This is a genomic window from Kitasatospora sp. NPDC056184 (assembly GCF_042268405.1).
Taxonomy (GTDB): domain Bacteria; phylum Actinomycetota; class Actinomycetes; order Streptomycetales; family Streptomycetaceae; genus Kitasatospora.
In genome coordinates this window covers 323,257-339,068 of record NZ_JBHJUI010000008.1, presented here as the reverse complement: position 1 = coordinate 339,068, position 15,812 = coordinate 323,257, and the positions used below count along the sequence as shown (strand labels likewise).

At 74.4% G+C, this 15,812-nt stretch carries 10 protein-coding genes and 1 tRNA gene; 2 read left to right on the top strand and 9 right to left on the bottom strand.

Going from position 1 to position 15,812, the window contains the following annotated elements:
• Positions 1 to 154: 154 nt before the first annotated feature.
• On the bottom strand, positions 155 to 382 hold the full coding sequence (locus ACFC0B_RS19020) for a hypothetical protein (RefSeq protein WP_376086973.1): 228 nt from the start codon (positions 380 to 382) through the stop codon (positions 155 to 157).
• 125 nt (positions 383 to 507) lie between these two features.
• On the opposite strand from ACFC0B_RS19020, the gene ACFC0B_RS19015 reads away from it, so the two are divergent.
• On the top strand, positions 508 to 1,176 hold the full coding sequence (locus tag ACFC0B_RS19015; protein ID WP_376086961.1) for a helix-turn-helix domain-containing protein: 669 nt from the start codon (positions 508 to 510) through the stop codon (positions 1,174 to 1,176).
• Entirely contained in the window at positions 1,173 to 2,768 is a 1,596-nt protein-coding gene (locus ACFC0B_RS19010; RefSeq protein WP_376086960.1) for a tyrosine-type recombinase/integrase, read from the top strand. The genes ACFC0B_RS19015 and ACFC0B_RS19010 overlap by 4 nt, the downstream gene beginning before the upstream one ends.
• A gap of 130 nt (positions 2,769 to 2,898) precedes the next feature.
• Here the strand turns inward: ACFC0B_RS19010 and ACFC0B_RS19005 are convergent.
• From ACFC0B_RS19005 to ACFC0B_RS18970, 8 genes are all read right to left on the bottom strand, one after another.
• Positions 2,899 to 2,972, bottom strand: a tRNA-Thr gene (locus tag ACFC0B_RS19005).
• A 79-nt stretch (positions 2,973 to 3,051) separates the two neighbouring features.
• Positions 3,052 to 3,711, bottom strand: a complete 660-nt coding sequence (gene leuE, locus ACFC0B_RS19000; protein WP_376086959.1) for a leucine efflux protein LeuE — start codon at positions 3,709 to 3,711, stop codon at positions 3,052 to 3,054.
• Between the two features lie 68 nt (positions 3,712 to 3,779).
• Positions 3,780 to 5,462 carry an alpha/beta hydrolase gene (locus ACFC0B_RS18995; protein WP_376086958.1) on the bottom strand — a complete coding sequence of 561 codons (1,683 nt, stop codon included), beginning with the start codon at positions 5,460 to 5,462 and terminating at the stop codon, positions 3,780 to 3,782.
• Between the two features lie 82 nt (positions 5,463 to 5,544).
• Entirely contained in the window at positions 5,545 to 6,780 is a 1,236-nt protein-coding gene (locus ACFC0B_RS18990) for a hypothetical protein (protein WP_376086957.1), read from the bottom strand.
• 224 nt (positions 6,781 to 7,004) lie between these two features.
• Entirely contained in the window at positions 7,005 to 8,216 is a 1,212-nt protein-coding gene (locus ACFC0B_RS18985) for a DNA polymerase III subunit delta' (RefSeq protein ID WP_376086956.1), read from the bottom strand.
• Positions 8,217 to 8,423: 207 nt separating this feature from the next.
• Positions 8,424 to 11,804 (bottom strand): dTMP kinase, encoded by a 3,381-nt coding sequence (gene tmk, locus ACFC0B_RS18980; protein WP_376086955.1) that lies wholly within the window; start codon positions 11,802 to 11,804, stop codon positions 8,424 to 8,426.
• Between the two features lie 193 nt (positions 11,805 to 11,997).
• Positions 11,998 to 14,886, bottom strand: coding sequence for a type I DNA topoisomerase (gene topA, locus ACFC0B_RS18975; RefSeq protein ID WP_376086954.1), 2,889 nt, complete (start codon positions 14,884 to 14,886; stop codon positions 11,998 to 12,000).
• 385 nt (positions 14,887 to 15,271) lie between these two features.
• Positions 15,272 to 15,763, bottom strand: a complete 492-nt coding sequence (locus ACFC0B_RS18970; RefSeq protein ID WP_376086953.1) for a DUF3592 domain-containing protein — start codon at positions 15,761 to 15,763, stop codon at positions 15,272 to 15,274.
• Between the last annotated feature and the right edge of the window lie 49 nt (positions 15,764 to 15,812).

The following is a 15,812-nucleotide window of genomic DNA, read 5'->3' as shown; positions in this document are numbered from 1 at the left end:
AAACCCCCTGGGAGTGCTGGCACCTGGGGGGTGGCCCCGGGGGGCCCACGGCCGCCGCGGCACCACGAACGTACGGTCGTGCCGCTGGAAGATCCACTCCAATCGGGCAAGTACGCCCACGGCAGACAGGCTTGTGGATCGGGCTCTCACCACGTCAAGCTGCATCAGCCGCCGAACCTTCGCCGAGCGCCCCATCGATGCCGAGCAGGCGCAGAAGGTCCGCTGTGATCACGCGGTACTTCTTGCCCAGCCGCAGGACCCGGCAGGGGTAGGCGCCGAGGCGGGCCAGCTCGTAGCCCTTGCTCCGCCCGAGGCCGATGGCCCGGTTGGCGGTGTCGAGGTCGATGGCCGCCGGCAGCCTGAGAAGTTCGGCCCGACCCATCCCCTGCGCCGTCGCCGATATGTCACCAGTTCGCACATGAACTCCAAATCCGAGCTTCCCCCGGACGGGGGGCTGCGGCGGAGTGCCGCAACGGAGAAGAGCTTTCCAGTGGCTACTGTGTCGATATGACACAACGCCGCGAGGAACACTGGTCCACCGACGACGAAGACGCGCCCGACTGGCCCGAACGGATCACCAAGGACGTCATCCGAGCAATCACCCGAAGGAGGCAAGACCTTGGACTGTCCGCGCAGGATGTGGCCGACGAAACAGGGGACTTGGGCTACGAAGTCCCCCGGAACGTCATCGCCAACTGGGAGTCCGGCAGGCGCAAGACGATCACGATTCCCGAGCTGATCGTCGTGGCCGAGGCCCTGGACATCGCACCGGTCGAGCTCCTCTTCTCTCCAGCTCTCGGCGGCTGGGTCGACTACCTGCCAGAGATGCCCAGCGACCGCTGGTCGGCGCTCACCCACTTCACAGGAGAGGCCCGCCACTCGCTCGGGATGTACCGGCTCCGCCTCTACCGGAAGCACGAACGGATCTGGCAAGAGCTCCAGGAGGAACATCACGACGCGTTCCAGCTGGAATTCAAATTGTTCCGGGAGGAATGGCCTCCCGGCTCGCAGGACAAACTCGATGCTTTTGTTGCAGCCGTCCGCGAGCGGCTTCAACCCGTCAGGGCACACCTGCGCGAGATCGGCCTGGAAGTCCCGCACCTCGCACCGAGTCTCGACTTTCTCGACGCCGAGCTTCCCCCACTGAACACCGATACCGATCTGGAGGACGAATGAAGGGTTCCACCTACCACCGCTGCTACTGCCGCGACGCCGAGACCGGAAAGCCGCTCGGCAAGGCGTGCCCGAAGGCCGGCAGCCGTAAGCACGGCTCCTACTCCATACGCCAGGAGCTGCCCAACTCCGAGGACGGCACCCGCCGTTCGTTCAACCGTGCCGGCTACGAGACTCTCAAGGAGGCGCAGGCTGACCTCGACCACGTCCGTGGCCTGCTCGCCCTCGGCAAGGAGGATCCCGACGACCTGGCCCTGGTCGCCGAGCTCCTGGTGAAGGTCGCCGACGAGAAGGCCCAGCTGCCCGATATCGAGGAGACCCGCAACCGCCTAAAGGCCGGTCAGGATCTGTCCAGCCGCGTCACCGTGGGCGAGTGGCTCGACACCTGGCTGGCCGGCAAGAAGATCCGCAAGTCCGGGATCACTCGCTACGAGTGTGACGTGCGGGTCCACCTCAAGCCCCGCATCGGGCACATCCGCGTCGACCGGCTGCGGGTGAGCACGCTCGCCGAGATGTTCACGGCCATCGCCGACGCCAACGAGGAGATCCTGGAAAACAACGCCCTGCGGCACGCGCTGAAGGCCGAGCTTGCCACGGTGCCGTTCAAGGGCGTGGAGAACCGCGCCCGCCGCAAGGCTCTGCGGGCCGAGCTCGCCGAGATGCCGCCCTTCCGGCGAACGACCGGCGCGGCCACCCGCCAGCGCATCCGGGCCACGCTCCGGACCGCCCTGAACGACGCGATCCCCGAGGGCCTGATCACCCTCAACCCGGCCGCCCACGTCAAGCTCGACCCGGCTGCCAAGCCGAAGGCTCTGGTCTGGACGCCGGAGCGGGTCGCCCAGTGGCAGGCGACCGGCGTGAAGCCCTCCGCCGTGATGGTCTGGACGCCGCAGCAGACCGGCGCGTTCCTCGACTATGTGGCTGCCGACCGTCTGTACGCGATGTGGCACGTGATCGCCTTCCGCGGGCTTCGCCGGGGCGAGGCGTGCGGCCAGCCGTGGTCCGAGACCAACCTCGACAACAGCTCGCTGACCGTGACGGCCCAGCTCGTGCAGGACGGCTGGGAGGTCGAGGAGTCCGACCCCAAGACCGACGGGAGCTTCCGGACCGTGGCGCTGGACGACGACACGGTGGCCGTCCTGCGGCGCCACCGCGAGCGCCAGCAGAAGGAGCGGGACGACTGGGGGCCGGCCTGGAAGGACACCGGCCGGGTCTTCACCAACGAGGACGGTTCCTGGCTCCACCCCGGCAAGGTCACCGAGATGTTCGAGCGGCTCGTGACCGCGTCCGGCCTGCCGCCGATCCGCCTGCACGACCTCCGCCACGGCGCGGCCACCCTCGCGCTCGCGGGCGGGGTCGACATGAAGGTGGTGTCCGAGATGCTCGGCCACTCCTCCATCAAGATCACCTCGGACATCTACACCAGCGTCCTGCCCGAAATCGCCAAGGGCGCGGCCGAGGCCGCCGCGAAGCTCGTCCCCCTCCAGCGGAAGACCGAAGCCGAGGCTCACGCCAAGGCCGCAGCCGAAGCGGAGAAGGCCAAGCGGAAGGCCGCGAAGAAGGCGAAGTCCAAGGCCAAGAAGGCCAAGGGCTAACCCAAGATCAACACCGGCGCTCACGCATCGCTCACGCAAGCGATCTTGTAGCGCGTCGCTGACGCCTGCCCGCACGTCAAGGAATGGCAAAAGGCCCAGGTCATGGGCTATATGACCTGGGCCTTCTCTGAGCCGCCTGCGGGATTCGAACCCGCGACCTACGCATTACGAGTGCGTTGCTCTGGCCAACTGAGCTAAGGCGGCACCGTTGCCGGAAGTGCTGGCAACGCGGGCCAGTCTACACAGGTTGGCCGGTGATCCGTAACGCGATGCCAGGTGGGGGTCAGGCGGAGGAGACGGCGAGCTTGGCGGCGAAGCCCGCGAAGAGGGCGGCGACGCCGCTGGTGAGGCCGGCGGAGAGGCGCTTGCGGCGGCGGAAGGCGGAGGCCAGGGAGGTTCCGGCGAAGATCAGCAGGGAGAGGTAGAGGAAGCTGAAGGTCTGCAGGATGCCGCCGAGGAGGGCGAAGGAGAGGACCGGGCTCCCGTAGGAGGGGTCGACGAACTGGGTGAAGAAGGAGAGCAGGAAGAGGATGGCCTTGGGGTTCAGCAGGCTGATCACCAGGGCGCGGCGGAACGGGCGCTCGGTGGACTCGGCGGGGTCGTCGGCCGCCGCGGCGGCGGGGTCGGGGGCGGCCCGGTGCTCGCGCCAGAGCCGGCGGGCGGCGCGCAGCATGCCGATGCCTATCCAGAGCAGGTAGGCGGCGCCGCCGAACTTCACCATGGCGAAGACGGCCGGGTTGGCCTCCAGGAGGGAGGCGGCACCGAGCGCGGTCAGGCTGATGAGGGTGAAGTCGCCGACGAAGACGCCGGCGGCGGCGCGGTAGCCGGTGCGCACGCCCTTGCGGGCGGCGACGGACAGCACGTAGAGGGAGTTGGGGCCGGGGAGGAGGACGATGACGAGGGCGCCGAGGACGTACGTCGCCAGGTCGTTGACTCCGAGCACGGTGGGCTCCGGTGGGGGTGGGAGAGCGATGAGGGGGCGCTCATCCTAACGTCGTACCGGACGCTTCCTCAGTGCCCGCAGCTCTTCCCGTTCTCCGGTGCCTCGCCGGCCAGCAGGTAGCGGTTGACCGCGCCGTCGAGGCAGGCGTCGTGGCGGCCGTACGCGGTGTGGCCGTCCCCGTCGTACGTGAGCAGCCGCCCGGATTCCAGCTGCCCGGCCAGCGACTGCGCCCACGCGTACGGGGTGGCCGGGTCCCGGGTGGTGCCGACGACCACGATCGGCGCGGCGCCCGCGGCCCGGACGGTGTGCGGCGTTCCGGTGGCGCGGACCGGCCAGTAGGTGCAGGTCAGCGCCATCCAGGCCATGTCCCGGCCGAACCGCGGCGAGGTCCGCTCGAACTCCGGTACCGCCCGCGCGGCGTCCTCGGGGCCGGCGAACGGCGCGGGCAGGTCGAGGCAGTTCACCGCCATGTTGGCGAACATCAGGTTGGGGTAGGCGCCGTCCGGCTCCCGCCCGTAGTACCCGTCGGAGAGCTTGAGCAGGCCGGTGCCGTCGCCGCCCTTCGCGTCGGCGAGCGCGGTGCGCAGCCGGGGCCAGAGGAAGTCCGCGTACATGGCCTGGATGACGCCGGTGGTCGCCTGCGCCTCGCTGAGCCGGCGGGCGCCGTCGGCGGTCGTCAGCGGGTGGGCGTCGATCGTCGCGAACAGGGCGGTGAGCTGCTCGCCGGCCTGCTGCTCGGTGCGGCCGAGCGGGCAGTCCTCGCGGGCGACGCAGTCCCGGGCGAAGGCGGTCCAGGCGGTCTCGAAGCCGCCCGCCTGGGTGCGGTTGCCGGCCAGTGAGTCGAGCGAGGGGTCCATCGCGCCGTCGAGCACCATCCGGCCGGCGCGGCCCGGGAACAGGCCCGCGTAGGTCGCGCCGAGGAAGGTGCCGTAGGACTTGCCGACGTAGTTGAGCCGCTCGTCGCCGAGCAGGGCGCGCAGCACGTCCAGGTCGCGCGCCGCCTCGACGGTGCTCAGGTGGCCGAGCCGGGCGCCGGACCGCTGGCGGCAGCCCTCGGCGAACTCCTTGGCGGCGGCCACCAGGGCGTCGACCTCGGCCGGGTCGTCGGGGGTGATGTCGACGGCGGTGTACGCGTCCATCCGCTCGCCGCTCAGACAGGTGACCGGGGCGCTGCGGCCGACCCCGCGCGGGTCCAGGCCGACCAGGTCGTACCGGGCGCGCACCGCGGGGTCGTACGTGCGGGCCGCGGCCTCGACGTACTCGACCGCCGAGCCGCCGGGGCCGCCGGGGTTGAGCAGCAGCGAGCCGAGACGGCCGTCGGACCCGGAGGACCCGGAGGACCCGGACGAGCCGGAGGAGTCGCCGGGGACGGCCGGGGCGCGGACGGCGGCCAGGGTGAGGTCGCCGTCCGCCGGGCGGTCGTAGTCCAGCGGCACCCGGAAGGTGGTGCACTCGTAGCCGTCGTCGCAGGACTGCCAGGCGAGCCGCTGCCCGTAGTAGGGGGCGAGCGCGGACGGCACGGCGGCGGGCAGCGACTCCAGAGGGGTGGCCGGCGGCGCGGAAGCGGCCCCGGACGGAGCGGCGAAGCCCGGCGTCCCGCCTCCGGACGGGACGGCGACGGTCTCCGGGGCGGCGGCCCCGCCGGCCGAACAGCCGCTCGCGACCAGCCCGGCGGCCGCCAGCAGCGCGGCCGCCACGGCCCCTCCCCCGCGCACCCGCGCCGGGGCGTCCTGCCGCCTGTCGGCCCGCATCTGGGATCCCCTCAGCCGTTCACGCCCGGTGGCCCCACTGCCACCCGGGGTACCGGAAGCGTAGTGCCGCGCGTCGGCGCGCTCAGGACGCCTTGCCGAGCGCGTCGCCGAGGTACTGCGCCGCCTGCCGGACCAGCCGCAGCCGGATCCGGTCCGCCGAGTAGTCCGTCGCGTTGTCGGAGATCCGCACCTCGGCGCGGGCGGCCGCGCCGGTGCCGCCGCGCAGCGCCGACTGGAGCTTGCGGGCGGCGTCCAGCCCGGCGGTGTCGGCCTTCCCGGCGGCGAGCAGCAGCCTCGGGGTCCCGGTGGCGGGGGCCTCGGCGCCGGTGCGGACGAGCGCGGCCGCGTCGTACCGGCCGGAGACGGCCGCCGCCGCGCCGTAGAGGTCCGGGCGGGCCAGGCCGGCGGCCGCGGCGCAGGGCGCGCCGTCCTCGACCCCGAGCGTGCCCCAGGCCGCCGGGCCGGGCGGCAGGGTGCGGAAGGTGGCCGCGATGGTGGTGCGCAGCGCGGCGTCGTCGGCGACGGCCATCGGGGCGGCGGCGACCAGCTCGCAGGGGTGCGCGGTGCCGTTCGGCGCCTCGGGGGCGACCAGGATGAACGGCTTGGACCTGGCGCTCTGCACGGCGGAGGCGAGGCCCTCGAAGACGTCGGGGACCTCGGCGTCGGCGGTCTTCCGGGGGGTGGCGGCGTGCATCACGACGACCGGGAAGCGGGCGTTCGGGTCCTTGGCGTACTGGGCGGGCAGCCAGACCCGGACGTTGCGCGGGTGGCCGTCCGGGCCGGGCACGGCGGACTGCAGCAGCTCGCCGCCGCCCGGGTGTCCGACGCTGTCGAACCGGCTGACGACCGGCGCCGGGGACGGCGTCGGCACGGCCGCGGCGGCCGCACCCGCGCCCGCGGCCGCGGCCGGGGCGGACGCCGCGACGGCGTCCGCGGGCCCGACCGGCGGTGCGGCCTGCCGGCCCCCGCCGGGACCGGCGGCCCCGTCCTCCGCGCCATCGAACCGGTCGGCGAACGAACCGAACGAACCGAGCGAACCGGCGGAACCGAACGAACCGTCCGGACCGGCCGTCCCGTCGGCCCCGCCACCGCCCAGCGCGCCGAACGTGCCCAGCGCCGTCAACAGCGTCAGCACGGTGACGCAGACCCCGCAGACCATCGCCCCGGCCGCCCGCACCAGCATCGGCCGCTGCTCCCCGGCCAGCTCGTACGTCGCGGCGGCCCGCAGGTCGCGCCAGCGCAGCAGCGCGCCGCGGGCCAGCCAGACGCCGCCCCCGGCGGCGGCCAGCAGCGGAACGAGCAGAAGCGAACGGACCATGGGACGCACCACCTCGGAGAAGGGCCGGCCGACCGGTCGGGCCCGGCACCGTAACGGGGACGCGACGGCCCCCGCGGTGGGGCGCGGTCGGCCCCCCAGCGTGCAAGACGATCCGGGGTTCGCACACGCGTGTGCCCGGCGCGTAACGCACGTTCACTCGAAGGTGGGATGCCGCAAGAGCGCGACGGGCCGAACGGGCGTACCGCCCGCACCGCACCGGCGGCTCAGCCCGCGCGCAGCGCCACGGTCATCGCCTCGACGGCGAGCAGCGGGTCGACGTTGCGGTCCAGCGCCCGCCGGCAGGCGAGCACCGCCTCGATCCGGCGCAGCGTGGACTCCGGCGGACCGCCCTGGGCGACCCGGTCCAGCGCCTGCCGCTGGTCCTCGTTGGCCAGCGCTCCGGTCGAGCCGAGCTGGAGCGCGAGGACGTCCCGGTAGAAGCCGAGCAGGTCGAGCAGCGCGACGCCGAGGGTCTCGCGGCGGGTCCGGGTGGCCCGGCTCTTCTGCCGCTTCTCCAGTTCCTTGACCGCTCCGGCCATGCCGCGCGGCGCCTTGCCGCCCTCGGCCGCGCCGTACGCGGCCTTGAGGTCGTCGGTCTCCTTGGCGTCCTGGGTCTCGGCGAGCGCCTCGGCGTCGGCCTTGGCGGTGTCGACCAGGCGCTGGGCGGCGGCCAGGCAGCCGCCGATGTCGCCGACCTCCAGCGGGATCCGCAGCACGTCGGTGCGGCGGGTGCGGGCCTGCTCGTCGACGGCCAGCCGGCGCGCGCGGTCGACGTCGCCCTGGCCGGCCAGCGCGGCGAGCCGGGCGGTGTGCGGCTCGACGCCGTCGCGCCGCACCAGCATGTCGGCGACCGCCTCGGCGGCCGGGGTGCGCAGCACCAGCAGGCGGCAGCGGGAGCGGATGGTCGGCAGCACGTCCTGCACCGAGGGGGCGCAGAGCAGCCAGACGGTGCGCGGGGACGGCTCCTCCACGCCCTTGAGCAGCGCGTTGGCGGCGGCCTCGGTGAGCCGGTGGGCGGCGTCGACCAGGATCACCGACCAGCGGCCGCCGGTCGGGTAGCTGGAGGCGCGCAGCACGAGGTCGCGCATGTCGCCGACGCCGATCGACAGGCCGTCGGTGCGGACGTACTTCACGTCGGCGTGGCTGCCCGCGAGGACGGTGTGGCAGCCGTCGCAGAAGCCGCAGCCGGGCGTGCCGCCGAGCGCGAGGTCGGGGCTGGTGCACTGGAGCGCGGCGGCGAAGGCACGGGCCGCGGTGGTCTGGCCCGCCCCGGGCGGGCCGGTGAACAGCCAGGCGTGCGTCATCAGCGAGGCGTTGCCGCCCGACTGCGGCTCGGCGCCGCGCCCGGCACCGATGATCGCCCCGGCCGCCCGGGCGGCGGCGGTCAGCTGCTCGACCACCCGCTCCTGGCCCACCAGGTCGTCCCAGACGGCCACTGCTGCTCCCAAGCTCGCTACGGACCTGCCGCCCCGCCCGTACCGGCGGCGGCGGGAACCGGAACCGTGACCGGCCGGGCACGCCGCCCCGGCCACCTCTCCCGCTCCCGCCGTCGAGCATACGTGGCCGCTACGACGGGCCCGGGCCCCGCGGGAGCCCGGTCGGGCACCGGCCGGGTCCGGACCACGGCCCGGCCGTGGTGCCCGTCAGCCCCGACGGCCCCAGCGACGGCCCTTGCCGCCCTTGCCGCCGTCCTTGCCGCCGTCCGGTGCGCCCTGGCCGGACCGGCCCTCCGGAGCACCCTGGCCGGACCGGCCGTCCTGGCGGCCCTGGCCGCCTGCGCCACCCGGACGGGGACGGTCGTCCTGATCCCAGCGGGCCCACTCCTCGCGGGACCCGAGCAGGGTGTCGGTCAGGCTCGGCAGGTCGTCGAGCGGGGTCTCCTCCGCCCAGTCCGGGCGCGGCCGCGCGTCCTCGGCGGGCGGGTCCTGCCGCGGGTCGACCACCGGGAGCTCGCGGGTGCGCTCCACCGGGCGCTCCTCGGCGACCGGCCGCCCGACCGGTCGCCGGGCCGGCGGCGCCTGGTCGACCGGGGCGGCACCCGACCCGATCCGGGGCAGCACCGCCGTCCGGTCGGCGTCCTCGGCCGGGATCCGCGGCAGCACGGCCGTCTCGTCGGCCGACGGCACGTCCGGCACCACCGGCAGCTTCGCCGTCGCCGTGAGGTCCGCCGCACCGGCGCCCCGGCCGCGCAGCGCGAGCTCCTGCGTCGCGTCGTTGCCGAGCCCGGTCCGCGGATCCGCCGGGCCGCCGTCCTTCACGGCCCGCAGCTCGGTGGTCGCCGCGTCGTCCGGCGCCCCCGCTCCCCCGGCATCCGCGCGCTCCGCCGCCTCGGCGGCCGCCGCCGAGGCCGCCGCCAGCGCGGCGGCCTGCGCCAGCCGGGCCTCCTCGGCCCGCTGCAGCGCCTCCTCCGCCCGGCGCCGCTGCTCCTCACGCGCCAGCTCGCGCTGCCGCTGGAGCTCCGCCCGGGCGGCCGCCTCCTCGGCGAGCCGCTTGCGCTCGGCCTCCTCGGCGGCCCGGCGCGCCTCCTCCTCCGCGCGCCGCTCCGCTTCCTCCTCCGTCCGGCGGCGGGCCTCCTCCTCGGCCTTCTTCCGGGCCTCCTCGGCGGCCTTGCGCGCGGCCTCGGCGGCGACCCGCTCGGCCTCCTCCTCGGCCAGCCGCTCCTTCTCGGCCTGCTCGGCCCGCAGCTGCGCCAGCACCTCCTGGCGCTTGCGCTCGGCGGCCTCCTCCTCGGCCTTCCTGCGGGCCTCCTCCTCGGCCCGGCGCCGCGCCTCCTCGGCCGCCTTCCGCTCCCGCTCGACGCGGGCGGCCTTCTCCTGCTCGGAGAGCGGCAGCTCGCGGTCGAGCCGGTGGCGGATCGCGGTGGTGACGGCGCCGGGGGCCTGGCTGCCGTCGACGACGAGGTAGCGTGCCGCGTCGGCGGCGGCGAGCGCCAGGAAGCCGGAGCGGACCCGCTGGTGGAATTCGGTCGGCTCGGACTCCAGCCGGTCCAGCGCCTCGGTGAACCGCTCCCGGGCCCGGGTCGGGTCGACGTCCAGGACGACGGTCAGGTCGGGCATCAGCCCGCCGGTCGCCCAGCGCGAGATCCGGGCGACCTCGGTGGCGGCCAGGTCGCGGCCGGCGCCCTGGTAGGCGATGGAGGAGTCCATGTAGCGGTCGGTGATGACCACCGCGCCGCGGGCCAGCGCCGGGCGGATCACGTTCTCGACGTGCTCGGCCCGGTCGGCCGCGTAGATGAGGGCCTCGGCGCGGTGCGAGAGGCCGGTGTTGCCGACGTCCAGGACGAGCCCGCGCAGCCGCTGGCCGACCGGGCTGCCGCCGGGCTCGCGGGTGAGCACGACCTCGTGGCCCTTGCCGCGGATCCACTCGGCGAGCGCCTGGGCCTGGGTGGACTTGCCGGCGCCGTCGCCGCCCTCCAGGGCGATGAAGAAGCCGGTGCCCGCCCGGTGCGGGGCCGGGCCGGTGGCGCCGCGCACCGCGTCGACGAGGTCCCGGCCGAACGGCACGGTGCCGCGCCGGTCGTCGGCGCGCAGCAGCACGACGGCGGCCAGCACCAGGGTGAGCAGTCCGGCGGTGGCGACCGCGAGGGCCGCGCCGCCGTGGATGAAGGTGAACGAGCCGGGCTCGACCGTGCCGTACTCGACCGCCCCGTAGGCGGCGGCGATCAGCGGGACGCCGACCAGCGCGGCGCCGACCACGGCCCGCAGCACCGCGTGGAGGTGCTCGGTGACCTGGGGCAGCCGGACCTCCTCGACCTCCTGGGCGAGCAGGGTGCGACCGGTGGAGATCACCACTCCGGCGGCCAGCGCGGCCAGCACGGTGAGCAGCAGGACGAGCACGAAGTCCACGACCAGGCCGGCCAGGATCAGCGCGACGCCCTCGGTCAGCAGGGCGAGCGCGAGCAGACGGCGGCGGGAGAGCGCGGGCAGCACGGCCCGGGTGAGCCGGACGCCGAGCGCGGGGACGCCGGTGGCGGCCAGCACCAGCAGGGCGTAGCCGATCGGCCCGGCGCCGTGCTCGGCGGCGGTCAGCAGGGCCAGCGCGGCGACGCCGGCCATCGTGGCGTACCCGGCGGCGACGGCGAAGGTGAAGTAGGGGGCGGAGCCGGTGCGGCCCTTGGCCAGGGCCGGGCCGGGGGTCGCGTCGGTCGGGGCGCGCAGGCCCCGCAGCGGCGGGACCGGCGGTACCCGGACGGGGCCGCCGGGCAGCTCCTGGAGGTGCACCCGGGCGGCCGAGACGGCGAACAGGGCGGCCGCCCCGAGCGCGGCGAAGGTGGTCTGGTGGGCGCGCAGCCAGTCCGAGCCGAGCGCGGCGGCGACGTTGTTGAGCAGCGTGAGCGCGACCAGCGCGGCGGCGCCGAGCGGCACCGTGGCCCAGCCGGTGCGGTGGTCCAGGGTCCGGACGGTGGCCAGGTCGGCGGCGGACGGGCGCTGCTCGGCCGCCGGGGCGTACACGTCGGCGGGCGGCAGCAGCCCGGGGACGGCAGCGGCCTTGGCGATCGCCCAGACCCGTTCGGCGGCGCCGGTCAGGAAGACGGTGGCGAGCAACACCCAGGTCGCGGCGCCGGAGGGCTCCGACCCGGAGCCCAGCCAGACGATCCACCAGGGGGCGAGGCCGATCAGCACGGCGCGCAGCGCGTCGGCGCCGAACAGCGTCCAGCGCCGGTCGAGCTTCCCGCTGAGCAGTCCGTGCACCGGGCCGAGCAGGGCGGCGCCGACCAGTCCGGTGGCGGCCAGCCGGGTGGCGAGGACGGCGGCGACGGCGAAGGCGAGGCTGCGCGGCGGGTCGCCGAACGGCCCGCCGAACACGGCGGCGATCACGGTGAGCATCAGCAGCACCAGCAGGCCGAGCCGGTCGGCGGTGCCGCCGATCAGCTGGGTGGTCCACAGCCGCCGGTAGGGGCGCAGCCGCAGCAGCGCCCGGATCCGCTCGCCGGCGGTGCCGGCGGGCGCGGTCTCCGGCCGGTCGGGCGTGCCGGTGCCGGCGGCCGCCGCGGCGCTGGGGGTGGGCTGCTCCTCGCTCGTCATACGGTCAGCGTAGCGGTCGGGGCAGGGCGCAAAAGAGGGGAGCGCGGCTCCGGAACGGCACCGCCGCCGGGTTGTGACGATCCGCGCACGTCCCTGTCACGCCCGGTCCCCGGGCCCGCCGGGGCGGAGCGGCGAACGGTTCGGGCCCGCGCCGCCGGAGGCGGACACGGGCCCGGGTGCGACCGACCGGGGGTCAGCCCTCGTCGGTGGCGGTGGTCTTGCTCGTGGCGGTCTTGCTCGCCGCGGTCTTCTTGGCCGCCGCCGTCTTGGTGGCGGCCTTCTTCGTGGTGGTGGTCTTCTTCGCCGCCGTCTTGGCCGCCGTGGTGGTCTTCTTGGCAGCGGTCTTGGTCGCGGTCTTCTTGGCCGCCGCCTTCTTCGCCGGGGCCTTCTTCGCCGTCTTCTTCACCGGTCCGCGCGCCCGCTTCTCGGCGAGCAGCTCGTAGCCGCGCTCGGGGGTGATGGTCTCGACCGCGTCGTCCTTGCGGAGCGTGGCGTTGGTCTCGCCGTCGGTCACGTACGGCCCGAACCGGCCGTCCTTGACCACCACCGGACGCTCGCTGACCGGGTCGGTGCCCAGCTCCTTGAGCGGCGGCGCGGCGGCGGCCCGGCCGCGCTGCTTGGGCTGGGCGTAGATCGCCAGCGCCTCCTCCAGCGTGACCGTGAACAGCTGGTCCTCGCCGGCGAGCGAGCGGGAGTCGGTGCCGCGCTTCAGGTACGGGCCGTAGCGGCCGTTCTGCGCGGTGATCTCCACGCCCTCCTGGTCGACGCCGACCACGCGCGGCAGCGAGAGCAGCTTCAGCGCGTCCTCCAGCGTGACGGTGTCCAGCGACATCGTCTGGAACAGCGAGGCGGTCCGCGGCTTGACGGCGTTCTTGCCGGTCTTGGGCGTGCCCTCGGGCAGGATCTCGGTGACGTACGGGCCGAACCGGCCCTTCTTGGCGACCAGCTGGTTGCCGCTGACCGGGTCCGTGCCGAGCTCGTAGTCGCCGCTGGGGCTGGCCAGCAGCTCCTCGGCCAGCTCGACGGTCAGCTCGTCCGGCGGCAGCTCGTCCGGGATGTCGGCGCGCTGGCCGGGCTCGCCCTCGACCTCGGAGGCGCGCTCCACGTACGGGCCGTAGCGGCCGACCCGCAGGGTGATGTCGTCGCTGACCCGGAACGAGCTGATCTCCCGGGCGTCGATCGCGCCGAGGTCGGTGACCAGTTCCTTCAGGCCGCCCAGGTGGTCGCCGTCGCCGTTGCCGGCCTCGGCGGCGCCGCCGGCGGCGGCACCCTCGCCCGCGCCCTCGCCGAAGTAGAAGCGCTTGAGCCACGGCACGGACTGCGCCTCGCCGGCCGCGATCCGGTCGAGGTCGTCCTCCATCTTCGCGGTGAAGTCGTAGTCGACCAGCCGGCCGAAGTGCTTCTCCAGCAGGTTGACCACGGCGAAGGAGAGGAACGACGGCACCAGCGCCGTCCCCTTCTTGAAGACGTACCGGCGGCCGATGATGGTGTCGATGATCGAGGCGTAGGTGGAGGGGCGGCCGATCTCCCGGTCCTCCAGCTCCTTGACCAGCGAGGCCTCGGTGTAGCGGGCCGGCGGCTTGGTGGCGTGGCCCTCGGGGGTGAGCTGCTCGGCGGACAGCGGGTCGCCCTCGGCGACCTGCGGCAGCCGGCGCTCGCGGTCGTCCAGCTCGGCGTTCGGGTCGTCGGCGCCCTCGACGTAGGCCTTGAGGAAGCCGTGGAAGGTGATGATCTTGCCGGAGGCGGAGAACTCGACGTCCCGGCCGTCGGCCGAGCGACCGCCGACCTTGACGGTGACCGACTGGCCGACCGCGTCCTTCATCTGGGAGGCGACGGTGCGCATCCAGATCAGCTCGTAGAGCCGGAAGTCGTCGCCGCTCAGGCCGGTCTCGGCGGGGGTGCGGAAGCGGTCGCCGGACGGGCGGACCGCCTCGTGCGCCTCCTGCGCGTTCTTCACCTTGGAGGCGTAGGTGCGCGGCGCGTCCGGCAGGTAGTCGGCCCCGTACAGCTGGGTGACCTGCGCGCGGGCGGCGGTGACGGCGGTGTCCGACAGCGTGGTGGAGTCGGTGCGCATATAGGTGATGAAGCCGTTCTCGTACAGCTTCTGGGCCACCTGCATGGTCCGCTTGGCGCCGAAGCCCAGCTTGCGGCTGGCCTCCTGCTGGAGCGTGGTGGTGCGGAACGGCGCGTACGGCGAGCGGCGGTAGGGCTTGGACTCGACGCCGCGCACCGCGAAGGCGGTCTGCTCCAGGGCGGCGGCCAGCGCGCGGGCGGCCTGCTCGTCCAGGTGGAGGGTGTTGGCGCTGCCGGCCTTGAGGCGGCCGTCCTGGCCGAAGTCGCGGCCGCTGGCGATCCGCTTGCCGTCGACCGCGATCAGCCGGGCGCCGAAGCTCTCCGGGCTGGCCGCGTCCGCCGCGGTGCGGCCGGTGCCGAAGGTGCCGACCAGGTCCCAGTACGAGGCCGAGCGGAACGCCATCCGCTCGCGCTCGCGCTCGACGACCAGCCGGGTCGCGACCGACTGCACGCGGCCGGCCGACAGCTTCGGCATGACCTTCTTCCAGAGCACCGGCGAGACCTCGAAGCCGTACAGGCGGTCGAGGATGCGACGGGTCTCCTGGGCGTCGACCAGGCGCTGGTTCAGCTGGCGCGGGTTGGCCACCGCCTCCTGGATGGCGGACTTGGTGATCTCGTGGAACACCATCCGGTGCACCGGCACCTTGGGCTTGAGCACCTGCTGGAGGTGCCACGCGATGGCCTCGCCCTCGCGGTCCTCATCGGTGGCGAGGAAGAGCTCGTCGGACTCCGCGAGCAGCGACTTCAACTTGCTGACCTGGGACTTCTTGTCCGCGTTGACCACGTAGATCGGAGCGAAGTCGTGGTCCACGTCCACCCCGAGACGGCGCACCTCACCGGTGTACTTGTCCGGAACCTCGGCGGCCGTGCTGGGGAGGTCGCGAATGTGCCCGACGCTCGCCTCGACGATGTAGCCGGGGCCCAGGTAGCCCTTGATCGTCTTCGCCTTGGCCGGCGACTCGACAATGACGAGTCGCTGTCCGTGCGCGGTCTCGCTGCTCGGGGACACCTTCGCTCTTCTCTCCCGGTCGTTACGTGAGCTGGTCGGCGCCGGCAGCACGGGCTGCGCTCCGCCCGACCCCTCCACCGTCCCGGGGCTGCCGCTGTACGACGACCCCACCAGCGGAGTGTGACCGTACCCCGGCCACCCTTGTCAAACGGACGGATCCCGCGATTTCACCGGCAAGGCCGACCGACGCCACTCGAACGGTAACCCGAGGGCGACGCATCGCGCCCTGCGGAGGGGGGCTTCGGCGGGTTTCGAAGGATGGAATGACGGATTTCAAAATCTGTCAACGGAATATCCGCCCCCGGTTCCCGCCGGTGCGGGGGCCGTCCCGCGCGGGCCCGGCGGGGGGCCCGGCAGGGCCCGGCAGGGCCCGGCAGGCAGACGGCTACCCGGCGGTGACCAGCAGGATCGCCCCGGCGGCCAGGCAGCCGAGGCCGAGCGCCGTCCACAGCAGGTCCGCGACGAGGGCCCGCGGACCGGTCTCCTCCGGCGCGAGCACGGCGAGGCCGGGGCGGCGGGGATCGTAGGCGATCCGGACGGAGGTGCCCGGGACGAACCGGGGCGGGCGCCGCAGCGGGGTGTGACCGCGCGGACGGGTCAGCACCAGCTCGCAGGCGTCGACGGCCAGGACCCCGTGCGCTCCGGCGCCGTACGTTCCCGCGGAGCCGACGGCCGCGGGCCCGGTGGCGAAGGAGAGCAGCGGCGCGCTGTCGAGTTCGCCGTGCGCGTCGGACTCGGCGACCACGGTCGCGACGGCCGGCCGCCCTCGGCGGCGCACCCGGCGGCGCACGCGCGCTTCGGCGGCGCACCAGAGCAGGAGTGCGCCGCCGAAGAGGACGAGTACCGCGCCCCCCGCCGTCGCCGTCGTCGTGTCCACCCCAGCCGCCCCCAGCCCTGTCCACAGCCTGTGGACAGAGCCTCACAGC

Coding starts and splice junctions, on each gene's coding strand:
- ACFC0B_RS19020 (WP_376086973.1), bottom strand. CDS start 382: ATGGGTCGGGCCGAACTTCTCAGGCTGCCGGCGGCCATCGACCTCGAC.
- ACFC0B_RS19015 (WP_376086961.1), top strand. CDS start 508: ATGACACAACGCCGCGAGGAACACTGGTCCACCGACGACGAAGACGCG.
- ACFC0B_RS19010 (WP_376086960.1), top strand. CDS start 1,173: ATGAAGGGTTCCACCTACCACCGCTGCTACTGCCGCGACGCCGAGACC.
- ACFC0B_RS18995 (WP_376086958.1), bottom strand. CDS start 5,462: ATGCGGGCCGACAGGCGGCAGGACGCCCCGGCGCGGGTGCGCGGGGGA.
- ACFC0B_RS18990 (WP_376086957.1), bottom strand. CDS start 6,780: ATGGTCCGTTCGCTTCTGCTCGTTCCGCTGCTGGCCGCCGCCGGGGGC.
- tmk (WP_376086955.1), bottom strand. CDS start 11,804: ATGACGAGCGAGGAGCAGCCCACCCCCAGCGCCGCGGCGGCCGCCGGC.